Annotated in this window: 19 protein-coding genes and 2 pseudogenes; 6 read left to right on the top strand and 15 right to left on the bottom strand. The window is 71.0% G+C overall.

Annotated features, from left to right (window positions below):
* Positions 1-282 (top strand): LAETG motif-containing sortase-dependent surface protein (locus VXC91_RS17355; RefSeq protein WP_329508165.1); only part of this gene is annotated, 282 nt, incomplete at its 5' end.
* A 75-nt stretch (positions 283-357) separates the two neighbouring features.
* Here VXC91_RS17355 and ppc read toward each other — a convergent pair.
* Positions 358-3090, bottom strand: a complete 2733-nt coding sequence (gene ppc, locus VXC91_RS17350; protein WP_329508164.1) for a phosphoenolpyruvate carboxylase — start codon at positions 3088-3090, stop codon at positions 358-360.
* A gap of 359 nt (positions 3091-3449) precedes the next feature.
* On the opposite strand from ppc, the gene VXC91_RS17345 reads away from it, so the two are divergent.
* Complete coding sequence (locus tag VXC91_RS17345; RefSeq protein WP_329508163.1) at positions 3450-4460, top strand: acyl-CoA desaturase; 1011 nt, start codon at positions 3450-3452, stop codon at positions 4458-4460.
* Positions 4461-4467: 7 nt separating this feature from the next.
* The gene (locus VXC91_RS17340) at positions 4468-5133 is read left to right on the top strand and encodes a TetR/AcrR family transcriptional regulator (RefSeq protein ID WP_329508162.1); all 666 of its coding nucleotides are present in this window, start codon (positions 4468-4470) and stop codon (positions 5131-5133) included.
* A gap of 16 nt (positions 5134-5149) precedes the next feature.
* Here VXC91_RS17340 and VXC91_RS17335 read toward each other — a convergent pair.
* Positions 5150-5534 (bottom strand): annotated as a pseudogene (locus tag VXC91_RS17335) (VOC family protein).
* Positions 5535-5537: 3 nt separating this feature from the next.
* Positions 5538-6344: a trans-aconitate 2-methyltransferase gene (locus tag VXC91_RS17330; protein WP_329508161.1), complete on the bottom strand. Its 807-nt coding sequence runs from the start codon at positions 6342-6344 to the stop codon at positions 5538-5540.
* A gap of 188 nt (positions 6345-6532) precedes the next feature.
* Here VXC91_RS17330 and VXC91_RS17325 point away from each other — a divergent pair, with 188 nt between their 5' ends.
* Positions 6533-7030, top strand: a complete 498-nt coding sequence (locus VXC91_RS17325; protein ID WP_329508160.1) for a MarR family winged helix-turn-helix transcriptional regulator — start codon at positions 6533-6535, stop codon at positions 7028-7030.
* On the opposite strand, the gene VXC91_RS17320 is transcribed toward VXC91_RS17325, so the two are convergent.
* The gene (locus VXC91_RS17320) at positions 6989-7756 is read right to left on the bottom strand and encodes a response regulator transcription factor (protein ID WP_329508159.1); all 768 of its coding nucleotides are present in this window, start codon (positions 7754-7756) and stop codon (positions 6989-6991) included. The two genes, VXC91_RS17325 and VXC91_RS17320, sit on opposite strands and share 42 nt — an antisense overlap.
* Positions 7757-8008: 252 nt before the next feature.
* On the opposite strand from VXC91_RS17320, the gene VXC91_RS17315 reads away from it, so the two are divergent.
* Positions 8009-8515 (top strand): GNAT family N-acetyltransferase, encoded by a 507-nt coding sequence (locus VXC91_RS17315; protein WP_329508166.1) that lies wholly within the window; start codon positions 8009-8011, stop codon positions 8513-8515.
* On the opposite strand, the gene galK is transcribed toward VXC91_RS17315, so the two are convergent.
* The 3 genes from galK to galT are packed head-to-tail and all read right to left on the bottom strand — an operon-like array spanning position 8445 to position 11650.
* Complete coding sequence (galK, locus tag VXC91_RS17310) at positions 8445-9599, bottom strand: galactokinase (protein ID WP_329508158.1); 1155 nt, start codon at positions 9597-9599, stop codon at positions 8445-8447. The two genes, VXC91_RS17315 and galK, sit on opposite strands and share 71 nt — an antisense overlap.
* On the bottom strand, positions 9600-10568 hold the full coding sequence (galE, locus tag VXC91_RS17305; RefSeq protein ID WP_329508157.1) for a UDP-glucose 4-epimerase GalE: 969 nt from the start codon (positions 10566-10568) through the stop codon (positions 9600-9602).
* Entirely contained in the window at positions 10565-11650 is a 1086-nt protein-coding gene (gene galT / locus VXC91_RS17300; RefSeq protein WP_329508156.1) for a galactose-1-phosphate uridylyltransferase, read from the bottom strand. Before galT ends, galE begins: the two co-directional genes overlap by 4 nt.
* Positions 11651-11852: 202 nt before the next feature.
* Here galT and VXC91_RS17295 point away from each other — a divergent pair.
* Positions 11853-12620: pseudogene (locus VXC91_RS17295) on the top strand (sodium:solute symporter family transporter); the annotation flags it as partial.
* Between the two features lie 74 nt (positions 12621-12694).
* Here the strand turns inward: VXC91_RS17295 and VXC91_RS17290 are convergent.
* The 8 genes from VXC91_RS17290 to VXC91_RS17255 form a co-directional block, all read right to left on the bottom strand.
* Complete coding sequence (locus VXC91_RS17290) at positions 12695-13402, bottom strand: helix-turn-helix transcriptional regulator (RefSeq protein WP_329508155.1); 708 nt, start codon at positions 13400-13402, stop codon at positions 12695-12697.
* Between the two features lie 282 nt (positions 13403-13684).
* The gene (locus VXC91_RS17285; protein ID WP_329508154.1) at positions 13685-15442 is read right to left on the bottom strand and encodes an outer membrane protein assembly factor BamB family protein; all 1758 of its coding nucleotides are present in this window, start codon (positions 15440-15442) and stop codon (positions 13685-13687) included.
* A gap of 60 nt (positions 15443-15502) precedes the next feature.
* A complete protein-coding gene (locus tag VXC91_RS17280) occupies positions 15503-17260 on the bottom strand; it encodes an outer membrane protein assembly factor BamB family protein (protein ID WP_329508153.1) in 1758 nt (585 codons plus the stop codon).
* A 218-nt stretch (positions 17261-17478) separates the two neighbouring features.
* Positions 17479-19284, bottom strand: a complete 1806-nt coding sequence (locus VXC91_RS17275; protein WP_329508152.1) for an ABC-F family ATP-binding cassette domain-containing protein — start codon at positions 19282-19284, stop codon at positions 17479-17481.
* Positions 19285-19522: 238 nt separating this feature from the next.
* Positions 19523-20851 carry an acyltransferase family protein gene (locus VXC91_RS17270; protein ID WP_329508151.1) on the bottom strand — a complete coding sequence of 443 codons (1329 nt, stop codon included), beginning with the start codon at positions 20849-20851 and terminating at the stop codon, positions 19523-19525.
* 77 nt (positions 20852-20928) lie between these two features.
* Positions 20929-21870, bottom strand: a complete 942-nt coding sequence (locus tag VXC91_RS17265; protein ID WP_329508150.1) for a 4-(cytidine 5'-diphospho)-2-C-methyl-D-erythritol kinase — start codon at positions 21868-21870, stop codon at positions 20929-20931.
* Positions 21867-22784 (bottom strand): 16S rRNA (adenine(1518)-N(6)/adenine(1519)-N(6))-dimethyltransferase RsmA, encoded by a 918-nt coding sequence (rsmA, locus tag VXC91_RS17260; protein WP_329508149.1) that lies wholly within the window; start codon positions 22782-22784, stop codon positions 21867-21869. Before rsmA ends, VXC91_RS17265 begins: the two co-directional genes overlap by 4 nt.
* Before the next feature lie 141 nt (positions 22785-22925).
* Positions 22926-24260, bottom strand: a complete 1335-nt coding sequence (locus VXC91_RS17255) for a ubiquitin-like domain-containing protein (RefSeq protein WP_329508148.1) — start codon at positions 24258-24260, stop codon at positions 22926-22928.
* Positions 24261-24273 lie beyond the last annotated feature (13 nt).

Here is a 24273-nt window from a genome sequence, read left to right as displayed (position 1 = left end):
AAGGGCGGTGGCGGCGGTTCGAAGCCGTCCGCCTCCGTGTCGTCCTCCCCGTCCGCCTCGTCCTCGTCCCCTGCCGGTGCGACTGCCTCGCCGGGCTCGTCCCCGGGTGCGGGCGCAGCGACGCTGTCGCCTTCGTCGTCCCCGGCAGCCGAGGGCGCCGGCGGCGACCTCGCCGAGACCGGCAGCAGCGCTCCCGTAGGTCTGCTGGCGGCTGCCGCGGCCGCGCTGATGGCTGCGGGCGGTGGCCTGGTGCTGTGGCGTCGTAGGGCCGCGCGGAACTGACGGCCGCCGGGCACGACGGTGCCCCCGTACTCGCCGCCAGGCGAGTACGGGGGCACCGTCGTGCGCCAGGAGGGCTCAGCCGGTGTTGCGCAGGCCCGCGGCCACACCGTTCACGGTCAGCAGCAGGGCCCGGGACAGCAGCGGGTCCGCCTCGGCTCCCGCGGCCGCCGCGTCGCGCTGGCGCTTGAGCAGGGCGACCTGGAGGTAGGAGATCGGGTCGAGGTAGGCGTCGCGGATGGCGAAGGTCTGCTTGAGGACGGGGCCGGCGTCGAGCAGTTCCTGCTCGCCGGTCACCCGCAGTACCTCACGGACCGTCAGTTCGTGTTCGGCCTCGATCGCGGTGAACACGTGCTTGAGGCTGTCGGGGACGAGAGTGTCGACGTAGTGGCGGGCAATCCGCAGGTCCGTCTTGGCGAGGGTCATCTCGACGTTGGAGATGAAGTTGCGGAAGAAGTGCCACTGCTCGTGCATCTCGTCGAGCACGGTGTCGAGGCCGGCTTCGCGCAGTGCCTTGAGGCCGGAGCCGACGCCGTACCAGCCGGGCACGATCTGCCGGGACTGGGTCCAGCCGAAGACCCAGGGGATGGCGCGCAGTCCGTCGAGCCCGGCGCCGGAGTCCGGGCGCCGTGAGGGCCGGGAGCCGAGGTGGAGGTCGGCGAGCTGGTCCACCGGCGTGGAGGCGAAGAAGTACGCGGGCAGATCGGGGTCCTCGACGAGCCGGCGGTAGGCGGCGTGGGCGGCGTCGGAGACGACGTCCATGGCCGCGTCCCAGCGGGCGAGGGCTTCGCCGGACTGGCGGGGCGCGGTGTGCAGGGCGGAGGCCTGGAGGGTGGCGGCGACCGTCAGCTCCAGGTTCTCCCGGGCCAGGGAGGGGATCAGGTACTTGTCGGAGATGACCTCGCCCTGTTCGGTCACCTTGATCTCGCCTTCCAGGGTGCCCCAGGGCTGCGCGAGGATCGCGTCGTGGCTGGGGCCGCCGCCGCGGCCGACGGTGCCGCCACGGCCGTGGAAGAGCCGCAGCCGTACGCCGTAGCGGTGGGCGACGTCGCGCAGCCGGCGCTGGGCGCGGTGGATCTCCCACTGGGAGGTGGTGATGCCGCCGAACTTGGAGGAGTCGCTGTAGCCGAGCATGACCTCCTGCACGTCTCCGCGCAGGGCGACGAGCCGGCGGTAGGACGGGTCGGCGAGCATGTCCTCGAGGAGGGTGTCGGCGGCCTTGAGCTCGTCGGTGGTCTCGAGCAGCGGGACGATACCGATCCTGGCCCAGCCGGCGTGGAGGTCGATGAGGCCGGCCTCACGGGCGAGGACGGCGGCGGCGAACACGTCGTCGGCGCCCTGGCACATGGAGATGATGTAGGACTCGATGACCTCGGGGCCGAATACCTTCAGGGCCCGCTTGATCGTCTCGAACGTGCCCAGGGTCTTGGCGCCGGCCGCGTCCAGCGGGGCCGGTGTGGGCGCGAGGGGCCGGCGGGAGCGCAGTTCCTTGGCGAGCAGCTTGTGCCGGTACTCGCGCGGCATGTCGTCGTAGCGCCAGGACTCCTCGCCGAGCCGGTCGAAGAGCTGGCCGAGGGCGTGGTGGTGGGCGTCGGCGTGCTCGCGGACGTCCATGGTGGCGAGCTGGAGGCCGAAGGCGGCGATGGTGCGGATGGTGCGGGCGAGCCGGCCGTCGGCGAACAGGCCGCCTCGGTGCGCGCGCAGCGAGGCCTGGACGAGCCTGAGGTCGTGCAGGAGCTCGGTGGTGCCGAGGTAGTCGCGCCCGGGCTCGTGCTGGGTGCCCCGGGCGAGGCGCCGCTTGGTGTTGACGAGCTTCTGGCGGATGCAGGTGGCCTTGAGGCGGTAGGGCTCCTCGGCGTTGAGGCGCTTGTAGCGGGGGCTGATCTCGGGCAGCAGCTCCAGGTCGGCGCGGAGGGACTCCAGCAGTTCCTCGGTGGCACCGGTGTAGCGGATCGACTGGGACAGCAGGCCGCGCAGCTCGTCGATCATCTCCAGCACGTCGTTGATGCCGTGCTCGTGCTGGAGGATCAGCACCTCCCAGGTGACCTCGGGGGTCACGTTGGGGTTGCCGTCGCGGTCGCCGCCGATCCAGGTGCCGAAGGTCAGGGGACGGGTGCCGTCGGGGAGCTTGACGCCGACGCGCTCCAGTTCCGCGGTGAGGTCCTCCAGGACGTCGCCGACGGCACCGGCGTGCAGCTCGTCGAGATAGTAGATGGCGTTGCGGGCCTCGTCGCTGGGCTCGGGGCGCACGACGCGCAGTTCGTCGGTCTGCCAGACGAGGTCGATGTTCTCGGCCAGGCGGGTGTCGTGGCGGCGCCGGTCGGACTCGAGGACGGGGGTCTCCAGGAGCGCGGCGATGCGCCGGAGCTTGTTGAGGACGGAGCGGCGCGCGGCCTCCGTCGGGTGCGCCGTGAACACCGGGCGGACGTTCAGGTGCGTGACGGTCTCGCGCAGATGCTCCGGGTCTGCGTCCTTGAGCCGGTCGGCGGTACGGGCGAGGAGTCCGCCCTCGGCGGCACGCTTGGCGCGCAGTTCGCGTCCGCGGTGGACCTGCTCGGTGACGTTCGCCAGGTGGAAGTAGGTGGAGAAGGCGCGTACCAGCTTGGCCGCGGTCTCGAGTTCGGTGCCGCGCAGCAGTTCCGCGGCTGCCTCTCCGTCCTCTCGGGTGAGCCGGCGGACCCGCTCGACCAGCTCCAGGAGTTCGGGGCCCTCCTGCCGGACGAGGGTCTCGCCGAGCAGATCACCCAGTCGGCGGATGTCGGCGCGCAGCTCGCTGCTGGTCGTCGTGGTCTGGTCGTCGGCACTGCTCACAGGTGCGGCTCCTTGCAGTATTCAGGAGGTGCGTCGCGTCAGCGACTACCTGGAAGGGCGGTGATGGGCGACGGGTAGATGTCGTCTGGGAGGGAACCCGGACGGGTGCCGCGCGGCGGGTGCCGCATACGGAACGGGCATCCGGGAAGAAAACAAAGCGGACCGCGCTGTCCGACCGACTCCAGGATAGGTGTCCAGGCGGACGCGCAGGCTCACGGGCTCTTGCCGCCGGGCAACGCACTGCCATACTTACGACGCCGTAGGTTACGGAGCCGTAGGGTCTCCCGTCAGATCACGGGAGCACCCTGGGACCGTATCCGGGCACCTGCCTCAACCCTCGACCCCACAGGGGACGCCCCATGACCGCACGCTCCGATGTGATGGAAGACGCCACGCAGGCGAACAACGGCACTCCGCCGCTCTCCGCGACGCTGGGCGGCGAGCAGAAGCGCTCGGTCGAGCAGATCGCACTGCTGCTGTTCATCACCGTCCCGTTCCTGGCGCTCGTCGCGGCGGTGCCGCTCGCCTGGGGCTGGGGCGTGAGCTGGCTCGACCTCGGCCTGATGGTCTTCTTCTACTTCCTGGGCTGTCACGGCATCACGATCGGTTTCCACCGCCACTTCACGCACGGTTCGTTCAAGGCCAAGCGGCCCCTGAAGATCGCGCTGGCGATCGCGGGTTCGATGGCCGTGGAAGGCCCCCTGGTGCGCTGGGTGGCCGACCATCGCAAGCACCACAAGTTCTCGGACGCGGAGGGCGACCCGCACTCTCCGTGGCGGTTCGGCGAGACGCTTCCGGCTCTGATCAAGGGCCTGTGGTGGGCGCACATCGGCTGGCTGTTCGACGAGGAGCAGACGCCTCAGGACAAGTACGCGCCGGATCTGATCAAGGACCCGGCCCTGCGGACGGTCTCCCGCCAGTTCGTGCTGTGGACGGCGGTGTCCCTGGCGCTGCCGCCGCTGATCGGCGGGCTGGTGACGATGTCCTGGTGGGGCGCTTTCACCGCGTTCTTCTGGGGCTCACTCGTCCGGGTGGCGCTGCTACACCATGTCACCTGGTCGATCAACTCGATCTGCCACGCGGTGGGCAAGCGCCCGTTCAAGTCGCGCGACCGTTCGGGCAACGTCTGGTGGCTGGCGATCCTGTCCTGCGGCGAGTCGTGGCACAACCTGCACCACGCGGACCCGACGTCGGCCCGGCACGGCGTGGAGCGCGGCCAGCTGGACTCCTCGGCACGGCTCATCCGCTGGTTCGAGCAGTTCGGCTGGGCGTACGACGTGCGCTGGCCGTCACGCTCACGTATCGATTCCCGCCGCAACACGGACGGGAACGGCTCCCGGCGCGGGAAGGCGACCGCCGACGCGGCATGATTGACGCGTGGCGACCGACTCCTCCAACACCCCCAGCAACGAAAAGCCGCGGCGCACCCGTCGCACCCGGATGACCGGTGCGGAGCGCCGGCAGCAGCTGCTGGTGATCGGTCGCACGCTGTTCGCCGCCAAGGGGTTCGAGGGCACGTCGGTGGAGGAGATCGCGGCGAAGGCCGGGGTCTCCAAGCCGGTGGTCTACGAACATTTCGGCGGCAAGGAGGGGCTGTACGCGGTGGTGGTGGACCGCGAGATGCGACGCCTGCTGGACATGGTGACGAGCTCGCTGACCGCGGGGCACCCGCGCGAACTGTGCGAGCAGGCGGCCTTCGCCCTCCTCGACTACATCGAGGAGTACACGGACGGTTTCCGCATCCTGGTCCGCGACTCGCCGATCCCGCAGTCGACGGGTTCCTTCGCCTCCCTCATCTCGGACATCGCCACCCAGGTGGAGGACATCCTCGGCCGCGAGTTCAAGAGCCGCGGATTCGACCCCAAGCTGGCCCCCCTCTACGCCCAGGCCCTGGTCGGCATGGTCGCCCTGACCGGCCAGTGGTGGCTGGACGTGCGCCGCCCGAAGAAGGCCGAGGTCGCCGCGCACCTCGTGAACCTGGCGTGGCACGGCCTGGACGGGCTGGAGCAGAAGCCGCGGCTGATAGGTCATCGCAAGAGCTGAGGCGCCCTCCGCTCGATCACCCCTTGTGGTGATCTTTGCCGGTCGTGACCGGCTCCAGGAACTCCAGCCGGTTGCCCACCGGGTCCTGTGAGTAGAAGCGGCGGTGACCCGGCAGGTCGCCGTCCCAGGTGACCGTGACCCCCCGCGCCTCGAGCCGGGCCGCGTACGCCTCGATGTCCGTGACCCGCAGCCCCGGGTGGGCCTTCCTCGCGGGCCGGAAGTCGCTCTCGATCCCCACATGCAGCTGCACCGGCCCCGCCTGGAACCAGCAGCCCCCACGGGCGGCCGGCACCGGCGGCTTGGGGATCTCGTTCATACCGAGGACATCGATGTAGTACGCCCGCAGCAGCCTCCGAGCCGGGCGGAGCGGCGAGCTGGACGTGGTCGACGGCGGCGAGCATCGCTCATGCCTCCTTCGTGGCGACGGCGAAGATACGGCGGAAGGGGAACACCGTGCCGTGCTCGGTCGCCGGGTACGCCTCCCGCAAGGCCGCGCGGTAGTCGGCGATGAACTCCTGCGCCTCGTCCTCCAGCTCGGTGAGGATCGGCCGCAGGCCGGTGCCCTTCACCCAGTCCAGGACCGGGTCCTCGCCCTGGAGCAGATGCAGGTACGTCGTCTCCCAGACGTCCACCGTGCAGCCGAGGGCGGCGAGGCGCTCCAGACAGGCCGCGGGGGTGAGCACGGCGTCGTCGTGGCGCAGCGTGTCGGCGAGGCGGCCCTTCCAGCGGGGCGAGTGGGCCAGTTCCCGCATCAGACGGTGGCTGGGCGAGTCGAAGTTGCCGGGGACCTGGAAGGCGAAGGTGCCGCCGGGGGCGAGGCCCGCGACCCAGTCGGGGAAGCGGGCGGGATGCCCGGGCACCCACTGCAGGGTGGCATTGCTGACGATCAGGTCGTACGGCTCCGCGGGCGTCCAGGTGCGGGCGTCGGCGGGGGCGAAGTCGAGGCGGCCGCCGCCCGGGGTGGGGCCTTCGTGGTCGGTGTGGGCCTTGTCGAGCATCTCCGGCGAATTGTCGTACCCGGTGATGTGTGCCGTGGGCCAGCGGTCGGCGAGCAGGGCGGTGACGTTGCCGGGACCGCAGCCCAGGTCTGCGATGCGGGGCGGGTCGCCGGCCAAACCGGGGACGCGGGCGAGCAGGTCGGCGAAGGGGCGGGCGCGGTGGCCGGCATGGCGCAGGTACTGACCGGGGTCCCAGACGGGGGCGGCGGGCATGGCGGGGCCTCCTCACGGCGAGCGGACGGAGGCGGCGGAGCACCCGGGTGCGGGCGTCGTCGTACGGAGGCGGCGCCCCCGTACGACGACGCCTCCGTACGGACAGCATCCTCGCGCCCAACTATCTCGATGCCAAGAAACTCTACGCCAAGAGACTTCATGTCGACACAACCACTACACTGATCGCCATGGAGGACGAGGTCGATCGGCTGGTCGCGGCGTGGCGCCGGGAGCGCCCGGACCTCGACGTGGAACCGCTCGAAGTGCTCAGCCGGGTCAGCAGGCTGGCCCGGCATCTGGACCGTGCACGCCGGCTGGCGTTCGCCGAACACAGTCTCGAGCCCTGGGAGTTCGACGTTCTCACCGCGCTCAGACGGGCCGGCAGCCCCTATCAGCTCTCCCCCGGCCAGCTGCTGACCCAGACACTGGTCACCTCCGGCACGATGACGAACCGCATCGACCGCCTGGCGAAGAAGGGCCTGGTCGAGCGGCTGCCCGACCCGAGCGACCGCCGGGGCGTGCTGGTGCGCCTCACCGACGAGGGTCAGGACCGGGCCGACCAGGCCCTCGCAGGGCTGCTCGACCAGGAGCGCGCGATCCTGGCGGAGCTGAGCACGGCCCAGCGCAGTGAACTGGCCGCAGTGCTACGCCAGTTGACCGCCCCGTTCGACAACATCCCCGGCTAGGTCGACGGGCCCGACACCGGCGCGGCGGGCGAGGGCGACGGCGGCGAGGGTGGAGTGGACGCCCAGCTTGCCGAGGACGTTCTGCATATGGGTGCGGACGGTGTGCGGGGAGAGGAACAGCCGCTCGGCGACGGCCTTGCGGCCGAGCCCGGCGACCATGCAGCGCAGCACCTCCCGCTCCCGGGGCGTCAGGGACTCCACCAGCCGCTCGCTCTCGGTGCGATGCTTGCGCGCCGCGGTCAACTCACGCAGGACACCGGTGAGCAGGGCGGGCGGAAGATGTGTCTCGTCCCGCAGCACGCCCCGGATGACGGTGAGCAGCCGGGACAGCGAGCAGTCCTTGGCGACCCAGCCGGATGCGCCGGCCTGCAGGGCGAGGGCGGCTCGGCGCGGATCGTCCTTCTCGGCGAGGACGACGATCCGCACGTTGAGCTGCCCGGAACGGACACCGGCGACCAGGGATATGCCGTCGACGAGTCCGTCCTCGTCGCCCTCCTGGACGGGGACCGCCGGACGCGAGCCCGGGACGTTGCCCCCGAGGTCGGCGTCGACGAGCATCACGTCGAATCTGCGGCCCTCCGCGGCCGCCCGTTCGAGGCAGCGCAGCGCGGCCGGACCGCTGCCGGCCGCGGACACGTCGACGTCGGGCTCGGCCGCCAGGGCTGCGGCGAGCGACTCGGCGAAGATGCGGTGATCGTCGACGACCAGAACTCGGATGCGGATCACTGAAACCCCCACAGCTCGGGGGACGACCGGCGCAGGTACGGCGCCCGGAGTGCTCCCCGGTCATTCACCTGGGACGGAGGCGCCGCAGCCGCACGGCCGCCGCCGTGCTGGAACTGCTACCCCCATCCCGGGCGTCGTACCCGACTGTCTTCGCCCCCTGATCAACACCGGCCCCCACCGGCGCTGTTCACAGGGTAGGGCCAGGGACCGGGAGCGGAAGGAAATTTGCAGAACTGGTTGGCCAGCACGTTTATGGTGAGCCGCATGTTTCGTATCGAGACGGAAGTCGACAAGGCACGGCGGGATCTGCTCCGTGCTCGGCTGCGCGAGACGAACACGGCGGCGTCCCCGGTGCTGCGCGCACTGCGCAGATCTCTTGGTGAACGCGAAGTCCCGCTCCACGTATGGGCGTTGGACGCGGCGGGGGAACTTGCCGGCGGCCTGGTCGGCCATACCTGGATGACGTGGCTGTACGTCGCTTACCTCTGGGTGGACGACCGCCATCGCGGCACGGGCCTCGGTACCCGGTTGCTGGCCGAGGCGGAGCGCGTTGCGCGGGAGGAGCGCGTTTGCACGGCCGCGCGCCTGGAGACCTGGGACTTCCAGGCCCCGGAGTTCTACAAGAAACAGGGCTACGACGTGGTGTGCGTGATCCCCGACTATCCGCCGGGGATCACGGAGTACACCCTCACGAAGCGCTTCGGCCGACCTGATGCGCCCCTGCCGAAGGAACCGCCGGGAACACCCGGGGCGCCGTGAAACCGGCGGCGCCGAAGGCCTCCTCGATCGCCTTCATGACCGTGTCCGCATCGGAGGCCTCCACCAGGACGATCGCCGAGCCGCCGAAGCCGCCGCCGGTCATCCGGGCACCGAGTGCGCCGGAGGCGTTCGCCGTCTCCACCACCAGGTCCAGTTCCGGGCAGGAGATGCGCAGGTCGTCCCGCAGGGAGACATGGCCCTCGGTCAGCACGGGCCCGATGCCCCGGACGTCGCCCGCGTCGAGCAGGGCGACGACCCGGTCGACGCGGTGGTCGTCCGAGACGACGTGGCGCGCATAGCGGCGCAGCCGCTCGTCGGACAGACGCGCGAGCGCGGCCTGAAGGTCCTCGTACGCGATGTCCCGCAGATGCGAGACCCCGAGCTGCCGTGCGCCCTCCTCGCAGCCCTCGCGCCGCTCGGCGTACGCCCCGTCGCCCAGCGCGTGCTTGACGCGTGTGTCGACGACCAGCAGCGCGAGGTCCTGGGAGGCCAGGTCGAAGGGGATCTGGCGGATGGACAGATCGCGGCAGTCGAGGTGCAGGGCATGGCCCTCGGCGCTGCACGCCGACGCCATCTGGTCCATGACGCCGCACGGCACACCGACGAAGTCGTTCTCGGCGCGCTGGGCCAGCCTCGCCAGCTCGGGGCGGGTGAGGCCGAGGTCGTACAGGTCGTTCAGGGCGAGGGCGGTGACCACCTCGAGCGCCGCCGACGAGGACAGGCCGGCGCCCGTCGGCACTGTCGAGGACAGATACAGGTCCGCACCCGTGATCGCGTGGCCCGCATCACGCAGCACCCAGACGACCCCGGCCGGGTAGGCGGCCCAGCCGGTGTCGGACAGCGGCCGGAGCTCGTCGACGCGCAGCTCGACGACCGGGCCCTCGATGTCCGCCGAGTGCAGACGCAGCACCCCGTCGGTGCGCCGCGAGACCGCCGCGACCGCCGTGTGCGGCAGTGCGAACGGCATCACGAACCCCTCGTTGAAGTCCGTGTACTCGCCGATCAGGTTGACCCGGCCCGGTGCCGCCCAGACACCCTCGGGAGCCGTCCCGTACAGCTCCTCGAAGCCCTCGCGTACGCCCACCTACTGCTCCCTTGCGATGTTCTGCGTGAACTCCCACGCGTCCGCGACGATCCCCGCGAGGTCCGCGCGGGACGGGTTCCAGCCGAGCCGCTCGCGGGCCGTGGCCGCGGAGGCGACCAGGACCGCCGGGTCGCCGCCCCGGCGCGGGGCCACGACCTCCGGGATCGGGTGTCCGGTGACCTGGCGCACCGTCTCGATGACCTCGCGCACGGAGAAGCCGTTGCCGTTGCCGAGGTTGCAGATCAGGTGCTCGCCGGCGGTGGCGGCGTCCAGCGCCAGCAGATGGGCCTCGGCCAGGTCCGCGACGTGGATGTAGTCGCGGATGCAGGTGCCGTCCGGCGTCGGGTAGTCGTCGCCGAAGACCGAGATCGCCTCGCGCCGGCCCTGTGCGACCTGGAGCACCAGCGGGATGAGGTGGGACTCCGGGTCGTGCCGCTCGCCGCAGGCCCCGTACGCGCCCGCCACGTTGAAGTAGCGCAGGGACACGGCGCCCAGACCGTGCGCCGCCGCCTCACCGGTGATCATGTGGTCGACCGCGAGCTTCGAGGCGCCGTAGGGGGAGGTCGGCGCGGTCGGGTCGGTCTCGGTGATCGGGGTGCTGACCGGCTCGCCGTAGGTTGCCGCCGTGGAGGAGAAGACGAGCTTGCGCACCTCCGCCTCACGCATGGCGCCGAGCAGCGCCATGGTGCCGCCGACATTGTTGTCCCAGTACTTCTCCGGCTTCACGACCGACTCGCCGACCTGCGAGAACGCGGCGAAGTGCAGGACCGCGTCATAGGAGGGGTCCAGCCACTTGGCGGCGTCGCGGATGTCGCCTTCGATGAAGGAAGCGCCGGCCGGCACGCCCTCGCGGAAGCCGGTGGAGAGGTTGTCGAGAACGACGACCTCGTGGCCCGCCTCCAGCAGGTGCTGCGCGACCACGCTCCCCACATATCCCGCGCCACCGGTGACCAGGTACTTCCCACTCATGAACTCGCTACCTCTCGCAGTCGCTCGGCCGCGGCTTCCGGCGGCACGTCGTTGATGAACACGTTCATGCCGGACTCGGAACCCGCGAGGAACTTCAGCTTGCCGGAAGTGCGGCGAATGGTGAAAAGCTCGAGGTGAATGGCGAAGTCGTCTCTGGTGACGCCGTCGAACTCCTCCAGCGCGCCGAACGGCGCCTGGTGCCAGGCGGCGATGTACGGCGTCGGTGTCCGGGCCACGGCACCCGCACCGTCGTCCCCGCCCTCGAAGATCCGGTCGAAGCGCCTCAAGAGTTCCAGATAGACCTTGGGAAATTCGGCGCGGGCCGCCTCGTCGAGCGCGAGCAGATCGGGGACGCGGCGGCGGGGATAGAGGTGGACTTCGTAGGGCCAGTGCGCGGCGAAGGGCACGAAGGCCACCCAGTGTTCGCCCTCGAGGACGACCCGCTCGTCGGCGAGCTCGCGTTCCAGGACGGCGTCGAAGAGGTTCTCGCCGCCGGTCGCTTCCTTGTGTGCGGCAAGCGAACGGAGCATCAGGGCGGTGCGGGGGGTGGTGAAGGGGTACGCGTAGATCTGACCGTGCGGGTGGCCGAGGGTCACACCGATCTCCCGGCCCCGGTTCTCGAAGCAGAAGACCTGCTCCACGGCGGGCAGATGGGACAGCTCAGCGGTGCGGTCGGTCCAGGCGTCCAGGACCAGGCGCGCCTGCTCCTCGGTCAGGTCGGCGAAGGAGGCGTTGTGGTCGGAGGTGAAGCAGACGACCTCGCAGCGGCCGGAGTCGCCGGCGAGCGAGGGGAAGCGGTTCTCGAAGACCACCACGTCGTACGAGGAGTCCGGGATCTCGCTCAGCCGCTCGCCCCGGGAGGGGCACAGCGGGCACTCGTCGGCGGGCGGGAGGTAGGTGCGGTCCTGTCGGTGGGAGGCGACGGCGACCGAGTCGCCGAGCAGCACATCGCGGCGGATCTCGGAGGTCGTGACGGTCCGCTTCAGCGGCCGGCGGTCCACGGCGTCCCGCACGGTGTCGTCGCGCAGGTCGTAGTAGACGAGCTCACGACCGTCGGCCAGACGGGTCGAGGTCTTCTTCACGACACCTTGCCTTTCTGCTGCACTGCCGGACTCGTCATCCGCACCCGAACCATTCTTCAAACATAACTCAACACAACAAACCACAAGCAACCACCAGCGTCAACATCACAATCCAACAAAGCCCATCATCACAACTGTTCAGATATCGAACGCAAGGGCGTGGGTTCCGCTCTCTTTGGTTCATGCAGCCGAGCGAGTACGTATGCAAACCCCCACACATCTCGCCGCGGGGCTACGGCTCCCCACGAACGGACTCGACCACACGATCCTCGGGATCTACTTCGTCGTCGTACTGGGCATCGGGTTCGCGGCCCGGCGGTCGGTGAGGACCAGCCTCGACTTCTTCCTGTCCAGGCGCTCGCTGCCTGCCTGGATCACCGGTCTGGCGTTCAACTCGGCCAACCTGGCCGCCACCGAGATCCTCGGCATGGCCGCCAACAGCGCGCAGTACGGCGCCTACACCGTCCACTGGTACTGGATCGGCGCCATCCCGGCCATGGTCTTCCTGGGCCTGGTGATGATGCCCTTCTACTACGGCTCCAAGGTCCGCTCGGTTCCCGAGTTCCTGCTGCTCCGCTTCGACAAAGCAGCACACCTGCTGAGTTCGATCCTGTTCGCCTTCGCGGCCATCCTGATCGCAGGCGTGAACCTGTACGCGCTGGCGATCGTCGTCGAGGCGCTGCTCGGCTGGCCGCAGTGGGTGGCGATCGTGGTCGCCGGGTTCTTCGTGCTCGCCTACATCACTCTCGGCGGTCTGTCCTCGGCGATCTACAACGAGGTGCTCCAGTTCTTCGTGATCCTGGCGGCCCTCATCCCGATCACCGTGCTCGGCCTGAAGAAGGTCGGCGGCTGGGGCGGCCTGACCGACAAGCTCACCGCGGCCCACGGCCATGAATTCGTCACCGCCTGGGGCGGCACCGGCATCGGCCACACCAACCCGCTCGGCGCCAACTGGCTGACGATCGTCCTCGTACCGTCAGGAGCGCGGGGTACCGCCCGGCCGGCCGCGGACGGTCCGCGCGAGCACGAGACCTGCGGCTACGGCTATTGCGGCGACGGGTCCCTCCGTGGCGGCGCCGCGTTGTCGAGCGGCCCCGCCCGGTCCAGCAGACCCGTGCGGGCCGCCAGGGCCGCCGCCTCCAGGCGGGAGCCCACACCGAGTTTCATCAGGACCCGCTGGACATGGGTGCGGGCCGTCGACGGAGCGATGCCCATGCCGGCCGCGATCAGCCGGGTGTCCTCGCCGTCGGCGACCCGCACGAGGACCTCCACCTCGCGCGGGGTGAGCATCTGCAGCAGGCGCTGGCCCTCGTCGTCCGGTTGGGCCGCCGGATTGAGCAGCTCGCTGAAAGCGCCCTGCAACAGCTGCGGTGCCACCACCGCCTCGCCCGCCCGCGCCTTCATGATCGCCCGCTCGACGCCCTCGATGCGCTCGTCGTGCCGCACATAGCCCGAGGCGCCCGCGGCGAACGCGGCCGCGATCCCGCGCGGACTCGGCACCGGCCCGAGGACCAGCACCGCCACCTGCGGACGCTCCCGCTTGATCCGCACCACCGGGTCGAAGACCCCCGGCTCGGCCGGTGCCGACGTTCCCAGCAGGCACACCTCGGGCGCCCTGGTGATCACCAGTTCGGCCGCGCCCCCGGTCGGCGCGGCCGCGGCGAGCACCCGGTGCCCTCGCAGCTTCAGTGCCGAGGCCAGCGCCTCGGCGAGCAGTCGGTGGTCGTCGACCACCATGAGCCGCACTCCCATCGAGCAACCCCCCAGTCCCCCATGGATGCCCACTACGCGTGCCCACTGGCCCGTACGGGCAGAAGCCCCCAGCGCACCCCCGCCCTTCATGCCCCCGGAAGCTACACGCTTGTTCGACATTGCGCGCCCCTACCGGTGAGAAGTGCCCCGGATTGCGGAAATCCCAACCATTCGGAAGGGACGGGAATACGCACGCGGCCCCGCCCCTGAGCCGGGACGGGACCGTACGGCCGATACTCGGTCAGATGTGCGGGCCGGTGATCGCGGAGAGCTGCCGGGCCGTCAGCTCGTGCCGAACGCGACGGCCAGATACCGGCCGTCACCCGCGCCGGACGCCTTGTCGGCGAAGACCTGGGCCATGTAGAGGCGACCGTTCTGGTAACGGATCTCCGCGTAGTCCAGGGAGAAACGGCGCTCCGCGTTGCGGACGGACTCGGCCGACGGGTTCTCGAGGAGCTTGGTCTCCTTGAACGAGGCGCCGTCGATGCTGACGATCTGGCCGCCCTTGTCGTAGGGCGGGCGCTTGTAGGCGATGATGTTGCCGCCGTCCATGCGCAGCGGGGAGAGGGTGTAGCCGTCGCCCGCGTCCGCGCGCTGACCGTTCAGCTTTCCGGTGCCGAGGTCGAAGGCGACGATCTCGTTGGTCTCGCCGTAGCCGCCCGCGCTGCCCTCGTGCTCCTTGGTCGGCACGTAGACCCTGCCGTTGCCGACGACGATCTGGGTGCACGCCTCGGTCTGAGTGATCCCGTCGCACCTGGCCGCATAGGTCTTGGCCGGCAGCGAGATCTTGGTGCGCAGAGCGCCGCTCTTGATGTCGATGGAGAACAGGTCCGAGATGCCGCTGCCGGCCGCGGAGTCGCCGACGTCGGCGGCGACCACGAGCGGGCTCGCCGACACGACGCTGGCGTACTCGATGCCGGTCGCCATCTTGTAGTCGGAGTTCACCTGCCCGGACTTCGGGTCGATGGACTGGATGTGCAGCTGCCGGGCACCGTACTGACCGCACTTGCGGACGGCGACCAGCGCCGGACCGCCGCCGTACCCCGCGTCGTAGCAGGTATCGCCCGGCTTCGGGCTCCACAGCGTCCTGCCTGTGGCCAGGTCGAAGGCGGCCCCGCCGGAAGTGCTGCCCAGGGCGACCGTGTCCCCGCTCTGGGTGATGTTGCCGAAGGAGATCTTGTCGTCACCGGCCCTGGCGGACTCGGTCCACAGCTTCCGGCCCGCGCTCAGGTCGATGGCCGCGACCTCGGTGCAGCCGTAGGACGGCTTGTCCTTCGTCGGCATCCCCGACTGGTAGAGGATCGCCGTGCGGTCGTCCTCGCTGGTGTAGCGGCTCACCGCGCACACCGGGCCGGGGAGCTTGATGGTCCACAGCTTGGTGCCCTTGTCGGGGTCGTAGCCGTCGATCTCGGCCACCCCGCTCTTCACATACGCCTTGTCGGTCACCCAGGAGCCGGCGACCTGGACGCTGGAGTCGTTCTTCACCACCGGCATCGGCAGCTGGAACAGCACCTTGGCACCGGTGTCGGCCGGGACCTTCTCCCTGGCGTCACCGGAACCGGAGCCGCCGCCGGCACCCTTGCCGTCCTTGCCGCCGCTCGTACCGGCCGCGGAGTTCCCGCTCTTGTCGCCGCCCTGGCTGTTCGCATACCAGACACCGCCGCCGATGATCAGCGCGATGGCCACGACCGCCGCGACGATGATCCACACCTGGGCGCCCCGTCCCTTGCGGCCGCCGCCCTGGGAACCCTGCGCGCCCAGGGGAACGGTCGGCGCATAGCCGTAGCCGGGCTGCTGGTTCGGGTGGCCGTAGCCGGGCTGCTGCGGGTAGCCGTACGGCTGCTGGGGCGGGTTCTGCGGCTGCGGGTAGCCGTACCCCGGTCCCTGGGCGGGCGGCGGAGGGCTCTGGGGCGGCTGCGGAACCCCGAAGCCACCCGGCGGCGGGTCCTGCGGTGCCCCGAAACCCCCTGGCGGCGGGTCCTCGGGGGCGCCGAAACCACCCGGCGGCGGCTGGTTCGGGGGCGGAGGCGGCTGGCTCATGAAGGCGTACCTCGAAGGACGGAAGAGTGGTGGGCAGGGAGGGAGGAGCCGGCAGCCGGGTCATTTGCCGTAGGCGAGCATCAGCTTCTCCTTCGACTGGTTGTTGCCGCTCAGCCGGGTCGTGGAGATGTAGAAGCGCCCGTCCACGTAGTCGATCGCCTTGGCGTAGAAGCCGCTCTCGATCTGCGCGGCGCCCGACGGGTTCTGCAGCAGCCTGGTCGCGGTGTGGCTGCCGCCGGACGTCGCGATGGAGACCACCTGACCGCCGGCGGAGTACGACGGCTCGACATAGGCGATCAGGTGGGTGCCGTCCGTCCTCAGCGGGAGCATCGTCCGGTCCGCCGGGGACTTCACCCGCCACTTCTCCTTGCCGGTGTCGAGGTTGAACGCGACGACCTCGTTCGGGCCGCTCTTCGCCTCGGTCGGCAGGTACAGGGTGTTCGCGTCGGCCACCGCGCCGGTGCAGCCCTGCAGGTCACGACTGAGGGCGGCCCAGCCGCACTCGGGCGCGAAGGAGTCCTTGGAGTGGACGTCCGAACGGGGGGTGCCGTCGTTCTTCAGCGTGGAGATGGCCACGGCCTTCTTGTCGTCGTTGGTCAGATAGAGGACGACGGGATCGACGGAGAAGGCGCGCGCGACCTTCCAGCCCGTCGGGATCGGCCTGGTCCACTTGGCCTTGCCGGTCGTCGGGTCGAGCTCCTGCACCTCGTCGTGCGCTTTCGAGCTGCCGGCCGCGCAGGAGGCCACGGAGATCAGCTTGGCGCCGCCCGCGAAGGCGGTCGGGAAACAGGCTCCGGTGTACTCCCGCTTGTCCCACAGCTTTTTGCCGGTGCCGATGTCGTACGCCGTGCCCGACTGCGAACGGCCGACCATCAGGGTCTTGCCGGTGACGCTGAGGTCGACGCTGAGGGTGCTGTCGAACAGGGCGCCATCGGCAACCTGCGCCTTCCAGCCCAGCGTGCCGGTGCCGAGGTCGATCTGCTGGAGCCGGTTGCACTTGGCGTTCTCACTGATGCCGCTCATGTAGGCAACGACGACCTCGTCGTCCGCCGTCTTGTGCGGAGTGACCGCACAGATCTTCTGCGGGAACGAGATCGGCTCCCAGGCCGGGTCGCCGTCGCCGACGTCGTACGCGAAGACCTGCTTGTACGCGGCCTTCACCACCGCCTTGTCGGTGATCCACATGCTGGGGGCGTCGGCGCCGGAACCGGGCGCGTCGGGCGCCTCCTTGTACCAGAGGACCTTCGACTCACCCGCCTTGCGGCCCTCGTTGAGATTCTCGGGGTCCTCGGCGCCGTCGCCGGTGCCGTCGCCCGGGTCGACCGGCGTGGAGGCCGCCGCGGACGGTGTGGCCTGCCCGCTCTTCTCGGCGGTGGGCTTCTTGTCGCCGCCGCTGCCGCTGACCGCGTACACGGTGCCGCCGATCACGAGCAGCGCGGCGACCGCGGCGCCCACGGCCACCGCGGGCCTGCCCTTGAAGGGGTTCTTGGAACCGCCGCCGGGAGGCGGGGTCGGGGCGCCCGGGAACCGAGGCGGCTGCTGCGGGCAGCCGTATCCGGGCTGCGGCGGGGCGTAGGGCCCCGGCTGCTGCGGAGGGCCGTACCCGGGCTGGGCGTACGGCCCCGGCTGCTGGGGCTGGGCGTAGGGACCAGGCTGTTGCGGAGGGCCGTACCCGGGCTGCGGCGGGGCAGGGGGCTGGGCGGGCGGCGGAGGCGTGGCCTGCTGCGGGTCCTGCGGAGCGCCGAAACCCCCCTGTGGTGGTGGGCTCTGCGGTGCTCCGAATCCGCCCTGCGGCGGCTGGTCGGGAGGCTGAGTCATCAGTGCGTTCCCCCTCTTGACTGATGTGTCCCCACGCCCGCGGTGCGCGAATTCCGCCGGTGGTACCCAGTCTGTTCTCAGACGGCCCTTTGTATCACCGGGAGGCCCTTGAACACCGGGCTTGTCCTGCCCCTGTTCCCAAGGGAGGACCGGCCCGTGATGCCCCCGTTATGGCCTTCACGCGGCCTTCACGCCCGGGCGCGCGGACCGCCGAACGCCTATGCCTCTTCCGCGAGTTCCAGCCACCGCAACTCCAGCTCCTCGCGCTCGCCGACGAGTTGACGCAACTGGGCGTCCAGCCCGGCCACCTTCCCGAAGTCCGTCGCGTTGTCGGCGATCTGCCGGTGGAGCTCGGCCTCCCGCCCGGTGATCTTGTCCAACTGACGCTCGATCCGCTGGAGTTCCTTCTTCGCGGCACGGGCGTCGGCGGCGGAGACGGCCGGCTTCTCGGCGGCGGGCGCCGGAGTGGCGGCCGCCGCCGCGGCCTCCTCCATACGGTGGCGCCGCTCCAGGTATTCGTCGATGCCGCGAGGCAGCATCCGCACCGTGGCGTCACCGAGGAGGGCGTACACCTTGTCCGTGGTCCGCTCGACGAAGAACCGGTCGTGCGAGATCACGATCATCGAGCCGGGCCAGCCGTCGAGCACGTCCTCGAGCTGGGTGAGGGTCTCGATGTCGAGATCGTTGGTGGGCTCGTCGAGGAAGAGGACGTTGGGCTCGTCCATCAGGAGGCGGAGCAGCTGGAGCCGCCGGCGTTCACCGCCGGACAGGTCCCCGACGGGTGTCCACTGCTTCTCCTTGCTGAAGCCGAAGGTCTCGCACAGCTGCCCGGCGGTCATCTCGCGCCCCTTGCCGAGGTCGACGCGCTCACGCACCCGCTGCACGGCCTCCAGGACCCGCCAGGTCGGGTCGAGCTCCGCGACCTCCTGCGAGAGATAGGCGAGCCTGACCGTCTTGCCGACCGCGATCCGGCCTCCGGCGGGCTGCCGCTCCCCCTCGCTGCGCGCGGCCTCGGTCATGGCGCGCAGCAGTGAGGTCTTGCCCGCGCCGTTGACCCCGACGAGGCCGATCCGGTCGCCCGGACCGAGCTGCCAGGTGACGTGCTTGAGCAGCAGCTTGGGGCCGGCCTGGACGGTGACGTCCTCGAGGTCGAAGACCGTCTTCCCGAGCCGGGAGCCGGCGAACCTCATCAGCTCGCTGCTGTCCCGGGGCGGCGGGACGTCCTTGATCAGGTCGTTGGCGGCCTCGACGCGGAAGCGGGGCTTGGAGGTCCGGGCGGGAGCGCCGCGCCGCAGCCAGGCGAGTTCCTTCCTGATCAGGTTCTGCCGCTTGGCCTCCTCGGAGGCGGCGATACGCTCCCGCTCGGCGCGGGCGAAGACGTAGTCGGAGTAGCCGCCCTCGTACTCGAAGACCGTGCCCCGCTGCACGTCCCACATCCGGGTGCACACCTGGTCCAGGAACCAGCGGTCGTGAGTGACGCAGACGAGCGCGGAGCGGCGCTCGCGCAGATGGTCGGCCAGCCAGGCGATGCCCTCGACGTCGAGGTGGTTGGTGGGCTCGTCCAGGACGATCAGGTCCTGCTCGGCGATGAGCAGCTTGGCCAGCGCGATGCGGCGCCGCTCGCCGCCGGACAGGGGGCCGATGACGGTGTCGAGTCCCTGCGGGAAGCCGGGCAGGTCGAGCCCGCCGAACAGCCCGGTGAGCACGTCGCGGATCTTGGCGTTGCCCGCCCACTCGTGATCGGCCATGTCCCGGATGACCTCGTGGCGGACGGTGGCGGCCGGGTCGAGGGAGTCGTACTGGGTGAGCACGCCGAGGTGCAGCCCGCCGGAGTGGGTGACACGGCCGGAGTCGGCCTCCTCCAGCTTGGCGAGCATCCGGATCAGGGTGGTCTTGCCGTCGCCGTTGCGGCCGACCACCCCGATCCGGTCCCCTTCGGACACGCCGAGCGAGACGCCGTCGAGCAGGGCGCGGGTGCCGTACACCTTGCTGACGTTCTCGACATTGACCAGGTTGATGGCCATTTCTCTCCTGACGCGGGGATCGATCAGCCTTCAAGCCTAGGGCCTGCGGAAGAGGTGGCGGGACGCAGGCGGGCCGTCACTCTTCGTGGTGACGTCATCAGTGATCGACGACTACTGGGGAAGCAGGCGGCGGGATCCCGTCCATGGAAGGAACCATGACCGCCGACTCCACCGAGCAGCCTCGCCGGCCGACATCGACCTGACCGCCATCGACGACCTCCAGGACCCCGGGCCGCCGTCATACCGCGCCGCCGCGGCCCCGCCCCGCCCGTTCCACCAGCAGCCACCCCGAGAGCGTCATCATCACGGCCGCGGGTGCGGTGACGTGCACGGCCATCAGCAGGGCCGTACGTCCTTGCAGAAGTCCCCCGAAGCCGACCATCGACAGGCCGAGGACCCCGAAGAGGCAGAGGGTGACGCCGAGCGCGGCGGCGGGTCCCGCCCAGGCGCGCGGCGCACTCGACTCCCGTGCACCCGAGGGTTTTTCGAAGGCACGGAAGACGGCCACCAGGACACCGGTGAGCGTCACGGCAGCCACGATCCGCCATGATACCTGTATCCACCACGCACCCGAACCGGGCTCCGGCAGTCGGACGCCGAGGGCGAGCAGCGCCCCGTAGACGCCGAGCATCGCCGTCAGGTGCCACAGAAAGGCGGTCATCGAGACGCCGTTCGCCGCGACGACCGTGCGCCACACGCGTGGGCGGTTCAGCCACCGCACGGCGGGCGCACGCAGCAGTTCCACCGCCCCGACCAGCCACAGCCCGTGGCACAGCAGGGCGAGCGTGGGCGGCGCCATGTTGGAGACCTTCTCGCCCGGCATGCCCACCATCGACAGCGGATACGGTCCGAAGCCCACCAGCAGCGCGGCGCCCACGAGCCCCGCGCCGGCGAGCAGGTACGGCCGGCCGAGCCGCCCGTCCGCGCGCAGAAAGCCGAGTTGGTGGACGGCGAGCCAGACGAAGGCGAAGTTGAGGAACTCGACGTAAGGGACGCCGAGGCCGAAGCGGAGCAAGTCGACGAGCACGGCCGCGGCGACGAGCCCGCCGAACGCACCCCACCCGTACCTCTCGTGGAGCCTGAGCAGCGGTGGGGTGAAGGCGACCATTGCGAGATAGATCCCCACGAACCACAGGGGCTGTGCGACCAGTCGCAGGCTCACATCAAGCAACCCACCGCCGGACCCGGCCAGTTGGAGGGCCATCGCCACCGCACCCCACACCCCGATGAACACGACGGTCGGCCGCAGCAGCCGCTGGAGCCGGGCGCGCAGGAACACCGAGTAGGCCTTGGGGGTGCGGCGTCCGGTCGATCGCCAGGAGAGGGCATGCGAGAAGCCCCCGACGAAGAAGAACACCGGCATCACCTGGAACACCCAGGTGAGCAGCTGGAACCGGGGCTGGAGGGCGAGCAGGTTGCCGACCTGCACACGTCCGTCCGCACCCACGGACACGGCGGCCATCAGCCAGTGCCCGAGCACGACGGTGGCGAGCGAGGCGACCCGCAACAGATCGATGAAGCGGTCGCGGGAGGCGGGTGTGGCGGCGGCGAGGTCGCTGGGTCTCATGAAGGTACGGTCGCGCGGGCGCTGAAGGAGGCGTCAGCGCGCTCGTACTCAAGTGCGGTCTGAGTACGCGGACTTGCTCACATGCGGTCTGCGCACCCGGACTCGGTCGCACGGGGACGGCCGGGTCGGACCAGGGTCGCTCCCGGCGCCGGTGACGGCGCCACCCGCGCCGACCTGCACGTCCCGGACGCCAGCAGAGCCTCCGCGATCTTCTGCGCTCCGGACGCGTCCCGGGCGAGGAACGCCGTCGTGGGTCCCGATCCGGACACGAGCGCCGCAAGCGCCCCTGCCGCACGCCCCGCGGCCAGCGTGTCCGCCAGCTCCGGGAACAGTGACAGCGCGGCCGGCTGCAGATCGTTGGAGACCGCTGCCGCCAGGGTCCCGGTGTCCCCCTTCGCCAGCGCTTCGAGAAGGTCCTGCGCGGCGACGGGCTCGGCAATCCGCACGCCTTCGTTGAGCCGGTCGAACTCCCGGAACACCGCGGGTGTCGACAGCCCCCGGCCGGCCATCGCGAACACCCAGTGGAAGGTCCCGCCGACCTCAAGCACCGTGAGCTGCTCGCCCCGCCCGGTGCCCAGCGCCGCCCCGCCCACCAGGCTGAACGGCACATCGCTGCCCAACTCGGCACAGATCTCGAGCAGTTCCTCGCGCGATGCTCGCGTGCCCCACAGCGCGTCGCACGCCACGAGGGCGCCCGCCCCGTCCGCGCTTCCGCCCGCCATGCCTCCGGCGACGGGGATGTCCTTGGCGATGTGGACGTGCACGGCCGGCTCGAGCCCGTGACGCGCGGCGAGCGCCAGGGCCGCCCGCGCCGCCAGGTTGGTGACGTCGAGCGGCACCTGCGCGGCGTCGGGGCCCGAGCAGGTGACGCGGAGTGCATCGGCCGGGGTCACCGTGATCTCGTCGTACAGACCGACGGCCAGGAAGACGTTCGCCAGGTCGTGGAAACCGTCGGGGCGGGCGCCGCCCACCGCCAGCTGCACATTCACCTTGGCGGGGACGCGTACGGTCACGCTCACTGCTGGGCCTGCTCCTCGTGCTCGGTGACGCGATGGTCGGTGACGCGGTTCTCGGCGTCGCGGTTCTCGGCGATGCGGGCGAACTCCTGCACCGTCAGCGACTCCCCGCGCGCCTGTGGCGAGATCCCGGCGGCGACGAGCGCGGTCTCGGCCGCGGCCGCCGACCCCGCCCACCCGGCGAGCGCGGCCCGCAGCGTCTTGCGCCGCTGCGCGAACGCGGCGTCCACCACCGCGAACACCTCCGCCTTCGAGGCGGAGGTCCTGACCGGCTCGGCCCGCCGGACCAGCGAGACGAGCCCGCTGTCGACGTTGGGCGCCGGCCAGAAGACGTTGCGCCCGATGGCCCCGGCGCGCTTGACGTCGGCGTACCAGTTGGCCTTCACGGACGGCACCCCGTACACCTTCGAACCGGGCGCGGCGGCCAGCCGGTCCGCGACCTCGGACTGCACCATCACCAGGGTCCGCTGGATGCTCGGGAAGGTGTCGAGCATGTGCAGCAGGACGGGTACCGCGACGTTGTACGGCAGGTTCGCGACGAGCGCGGTGGGCGCCGGCCCGGGCAGCTCGCTCACGTGCAGGGCATCGGAGTGGACCAGGGCGAACCGCTCGGCGCGCTCGGGCATCCGCGCGCCGACGGTCGTGGGGAGCGCCCCCGCCAGGACGTCGTCGATCTCGACGGCCGTGACGCGCTCGGCCACCTCCAGCAGCGCCAGCGTCAGCGAACCGAGCCCGGGCCCCACCTCCACCACGACGTCCTCGGGGCGCACATCGGCCGTGCGCACAATGCGCCGCACGGTGTTGGCGTCGATGACGAAGTTCTGGCCGCGCTGTTTGGTGGGGCGTACGCCGAGGGCGGCCGCCAGTTCTCGGACGTCGGCGGGACCCAGGAGGGCGTCGAAGGCGGAGCTGTTCACGGAGCAAGGGTACGGGGCGGCGTGACGGCTCCGCGCGCGCGTGGCCGCGGGCGGCCCGGGCCTCCGCCGGTGCCTTGTGGGCCCGGCGGAGGCCCGCGAAAGGGCCGTCCAGGTAGGAACGGCGGCGGTCGGACCGCGCGCTCAGCGGTAGAGCCGCGGCCCGCAGTACGGCCAGGGACTGGAGCCCCGGCGCACGTACAGCTTCTTCGCGCGGTACGTCTGCTCCGCGGCCGGGGCGTCCTGCGGCCGGCCGGAGCCGCCGAGGCTGCGCCAGGTGCGCCGGTCGAACTGGTAGAGGCCGCCATAGGTACCGGACGGGTCCACCGCGCGCGTCCTGCCACCGGACTCGCAGGCGGCGAGCCCTCGCCAGTTCAGGCCCTCGGCGCCGTTCACCGAGTCCGGGTGCGCCCTGGTACCCACCCTCACCCACTGCATCCTCGGCTCCTGAACCACTTCGGACTCGATTCGCCTCGGCTTCTGCCGGACACCGTTGACGGTGCGCAGGACGTACGTCACCCGGCGCGTGCCCGGCCGCCCGGCACGCGCCACGATCTCCGTGCCCTTGAACAGGTGGTGGTCGCGGGTGCGCCTCACGTCGAACGGGATCGGCTCCTCGCGGACCTCCTTCGAGCCCTTCACCCGCAGCACGGTCACCGTCTGGCCGTCGCGAGGGAAGCTGTCCGGCCGCACGGAGGTCGTGTCCTGTCCGCGCAAGGTGACCCCGGCCTGCTCGACCGCCTCACGGACGGTGGCCGCGTTCGTGCGGATCGTGCGCGGCCGCCCGTCCGCCATGACCGTCACCGAGCGCTCGGTGCGGACGTCCAGCACGAGCCCCTCGCGGCCGATCTTCCGGGAGCTCGCGGTCGACAGGTACGCGCCCTCAGCGCGCACCCCGAACTGCTGGAGCGCGTCGTGGACGGTGTGCGCCGTCGTCCACACCTGGCGGCGGTGACCGTCGACGGTGAGGAGCAGGGGGCGCCCGAAGCGCACCACGACCTCGTCCCCGCTGGCCAGCGCCATCCCGGGCGCGGGTGTGACGACGTCGTGCTCGCCCACGGCGACCCGCTCCTGGGCGAGCAGCTCGCCCACGTCGCCGGCGAAGGTGTGCAACGCACGCGGCCGGCCGTCCACGGTGAGTTCGATCGCCTTGTCGTTGGCGACGAACGCGGTGGTGCCGCCGGCGAGGAAGGCGACGACCAGCGCCTGAGGGAGGAGACGGCGGACGGAATCGGGGCGGGAGCCGCCCTTCCCGCGTCGCGCGGCGTGCCGGGCCTGTGCTCGGCCCGGCGGGCGAGCCGTGCCGTCCGGCTGCTGGCGCGGCGGCGGTCCCGCTATGTCCCCGGCGCGCACGGTGCGGGCCTGCGCCTCGTAGGCGGGCCGGTAGGTGTCCGGGTACGCCGGGCCGAAGGGCTCGTGATCCTCGTACGCCGGGGCCGGGTCGTACGTCCTGCATGGCGAGTACTGCCGATTGCTCACGACGACACGCTCC

This window comes from Streptomyces chiangmaiensis (assembly GCF_036281785.1).
GTDB classification, from domain to species: domain Bacteria; phylum Actinomycetota; class Actinomycetes; order Streptomycetales; family Streptomycetaceae; genus Streptomyces; species Streptomyces chiangmaiensis.
This window is presented reverse-complemented; position numbering and strand designations above follow the sequence as displayed.

Coding starts and splice junctions, on each gene's coding strand:
- VXC91_RS17290 (WP_329508155.1), bottom strand. CDS start 13,402: ATGGGAGTGCGGCTCATGGTGGTCGACGACCACCGACTGCTCGCCGAG.
- VXC91_RS17325 (WP_329508160.1), top strand. CDS start 6,533: ATGGAGGACGAGGTCGATCGGCTGGTCGCGGCGTGGCGCCGGGAGCGC.
- VXC91_RS17345 (WP_329508163.1), top strand. CDS start 3,450: ATGACCGCACGCTCCGATGTGATGGAAGACGCCACGCAGGCGAACAAC.
- VXC91_RS17315 (WP_329508166.1), top strand. CDS start 8,009: ATGGTGAGCCGCATGTTTCGTATCGAGACGGAAGTCGACAAGGCACGG.
- VXC91_RS17270 (WP_329508151.1), bottom strand. CDS start 20,851: ATGAGACCCAGCGACCTCGCCGCCGCCACACCCGCCTCCCGCGACCGC.
- VXC91_RS17275 (WP_329508152.1), bottom strand. CDS start 19,284: ATGGCCATCAACCTGGTCAATGTCGAGAACGTCAGCAAGGTGTACGGC.
- galE (WP_329508157.1), bottom strand. CDS start 10,568: ATGAGTGGGAAGTACCTGGTCACCGGTGGCGCGGGATATGTGGGGAGC.
- VXC91_RS17280 (WP_329508153.1), bottom strand. CDS start 17,260: ATGACTCAGCCTCCCGACCAGCCGCCGCAGGGCGGATTCGGAGCACCG.
- VXC91_RS17285 (WP_329508154.1), bottom strand. CDS start 15,442: ATGAGCCAGCCGCCTCCGCCCCCGAACCAGCCGCCGCCGGGTGGTTTC.
- VXC91_RS17330 (WP_329508161.1), bottom strand. CDS start 6,344: ATGCCCGCCGCCCCCGTCTGGGACCCCGGTCAGTACCTGCGCCATGCC.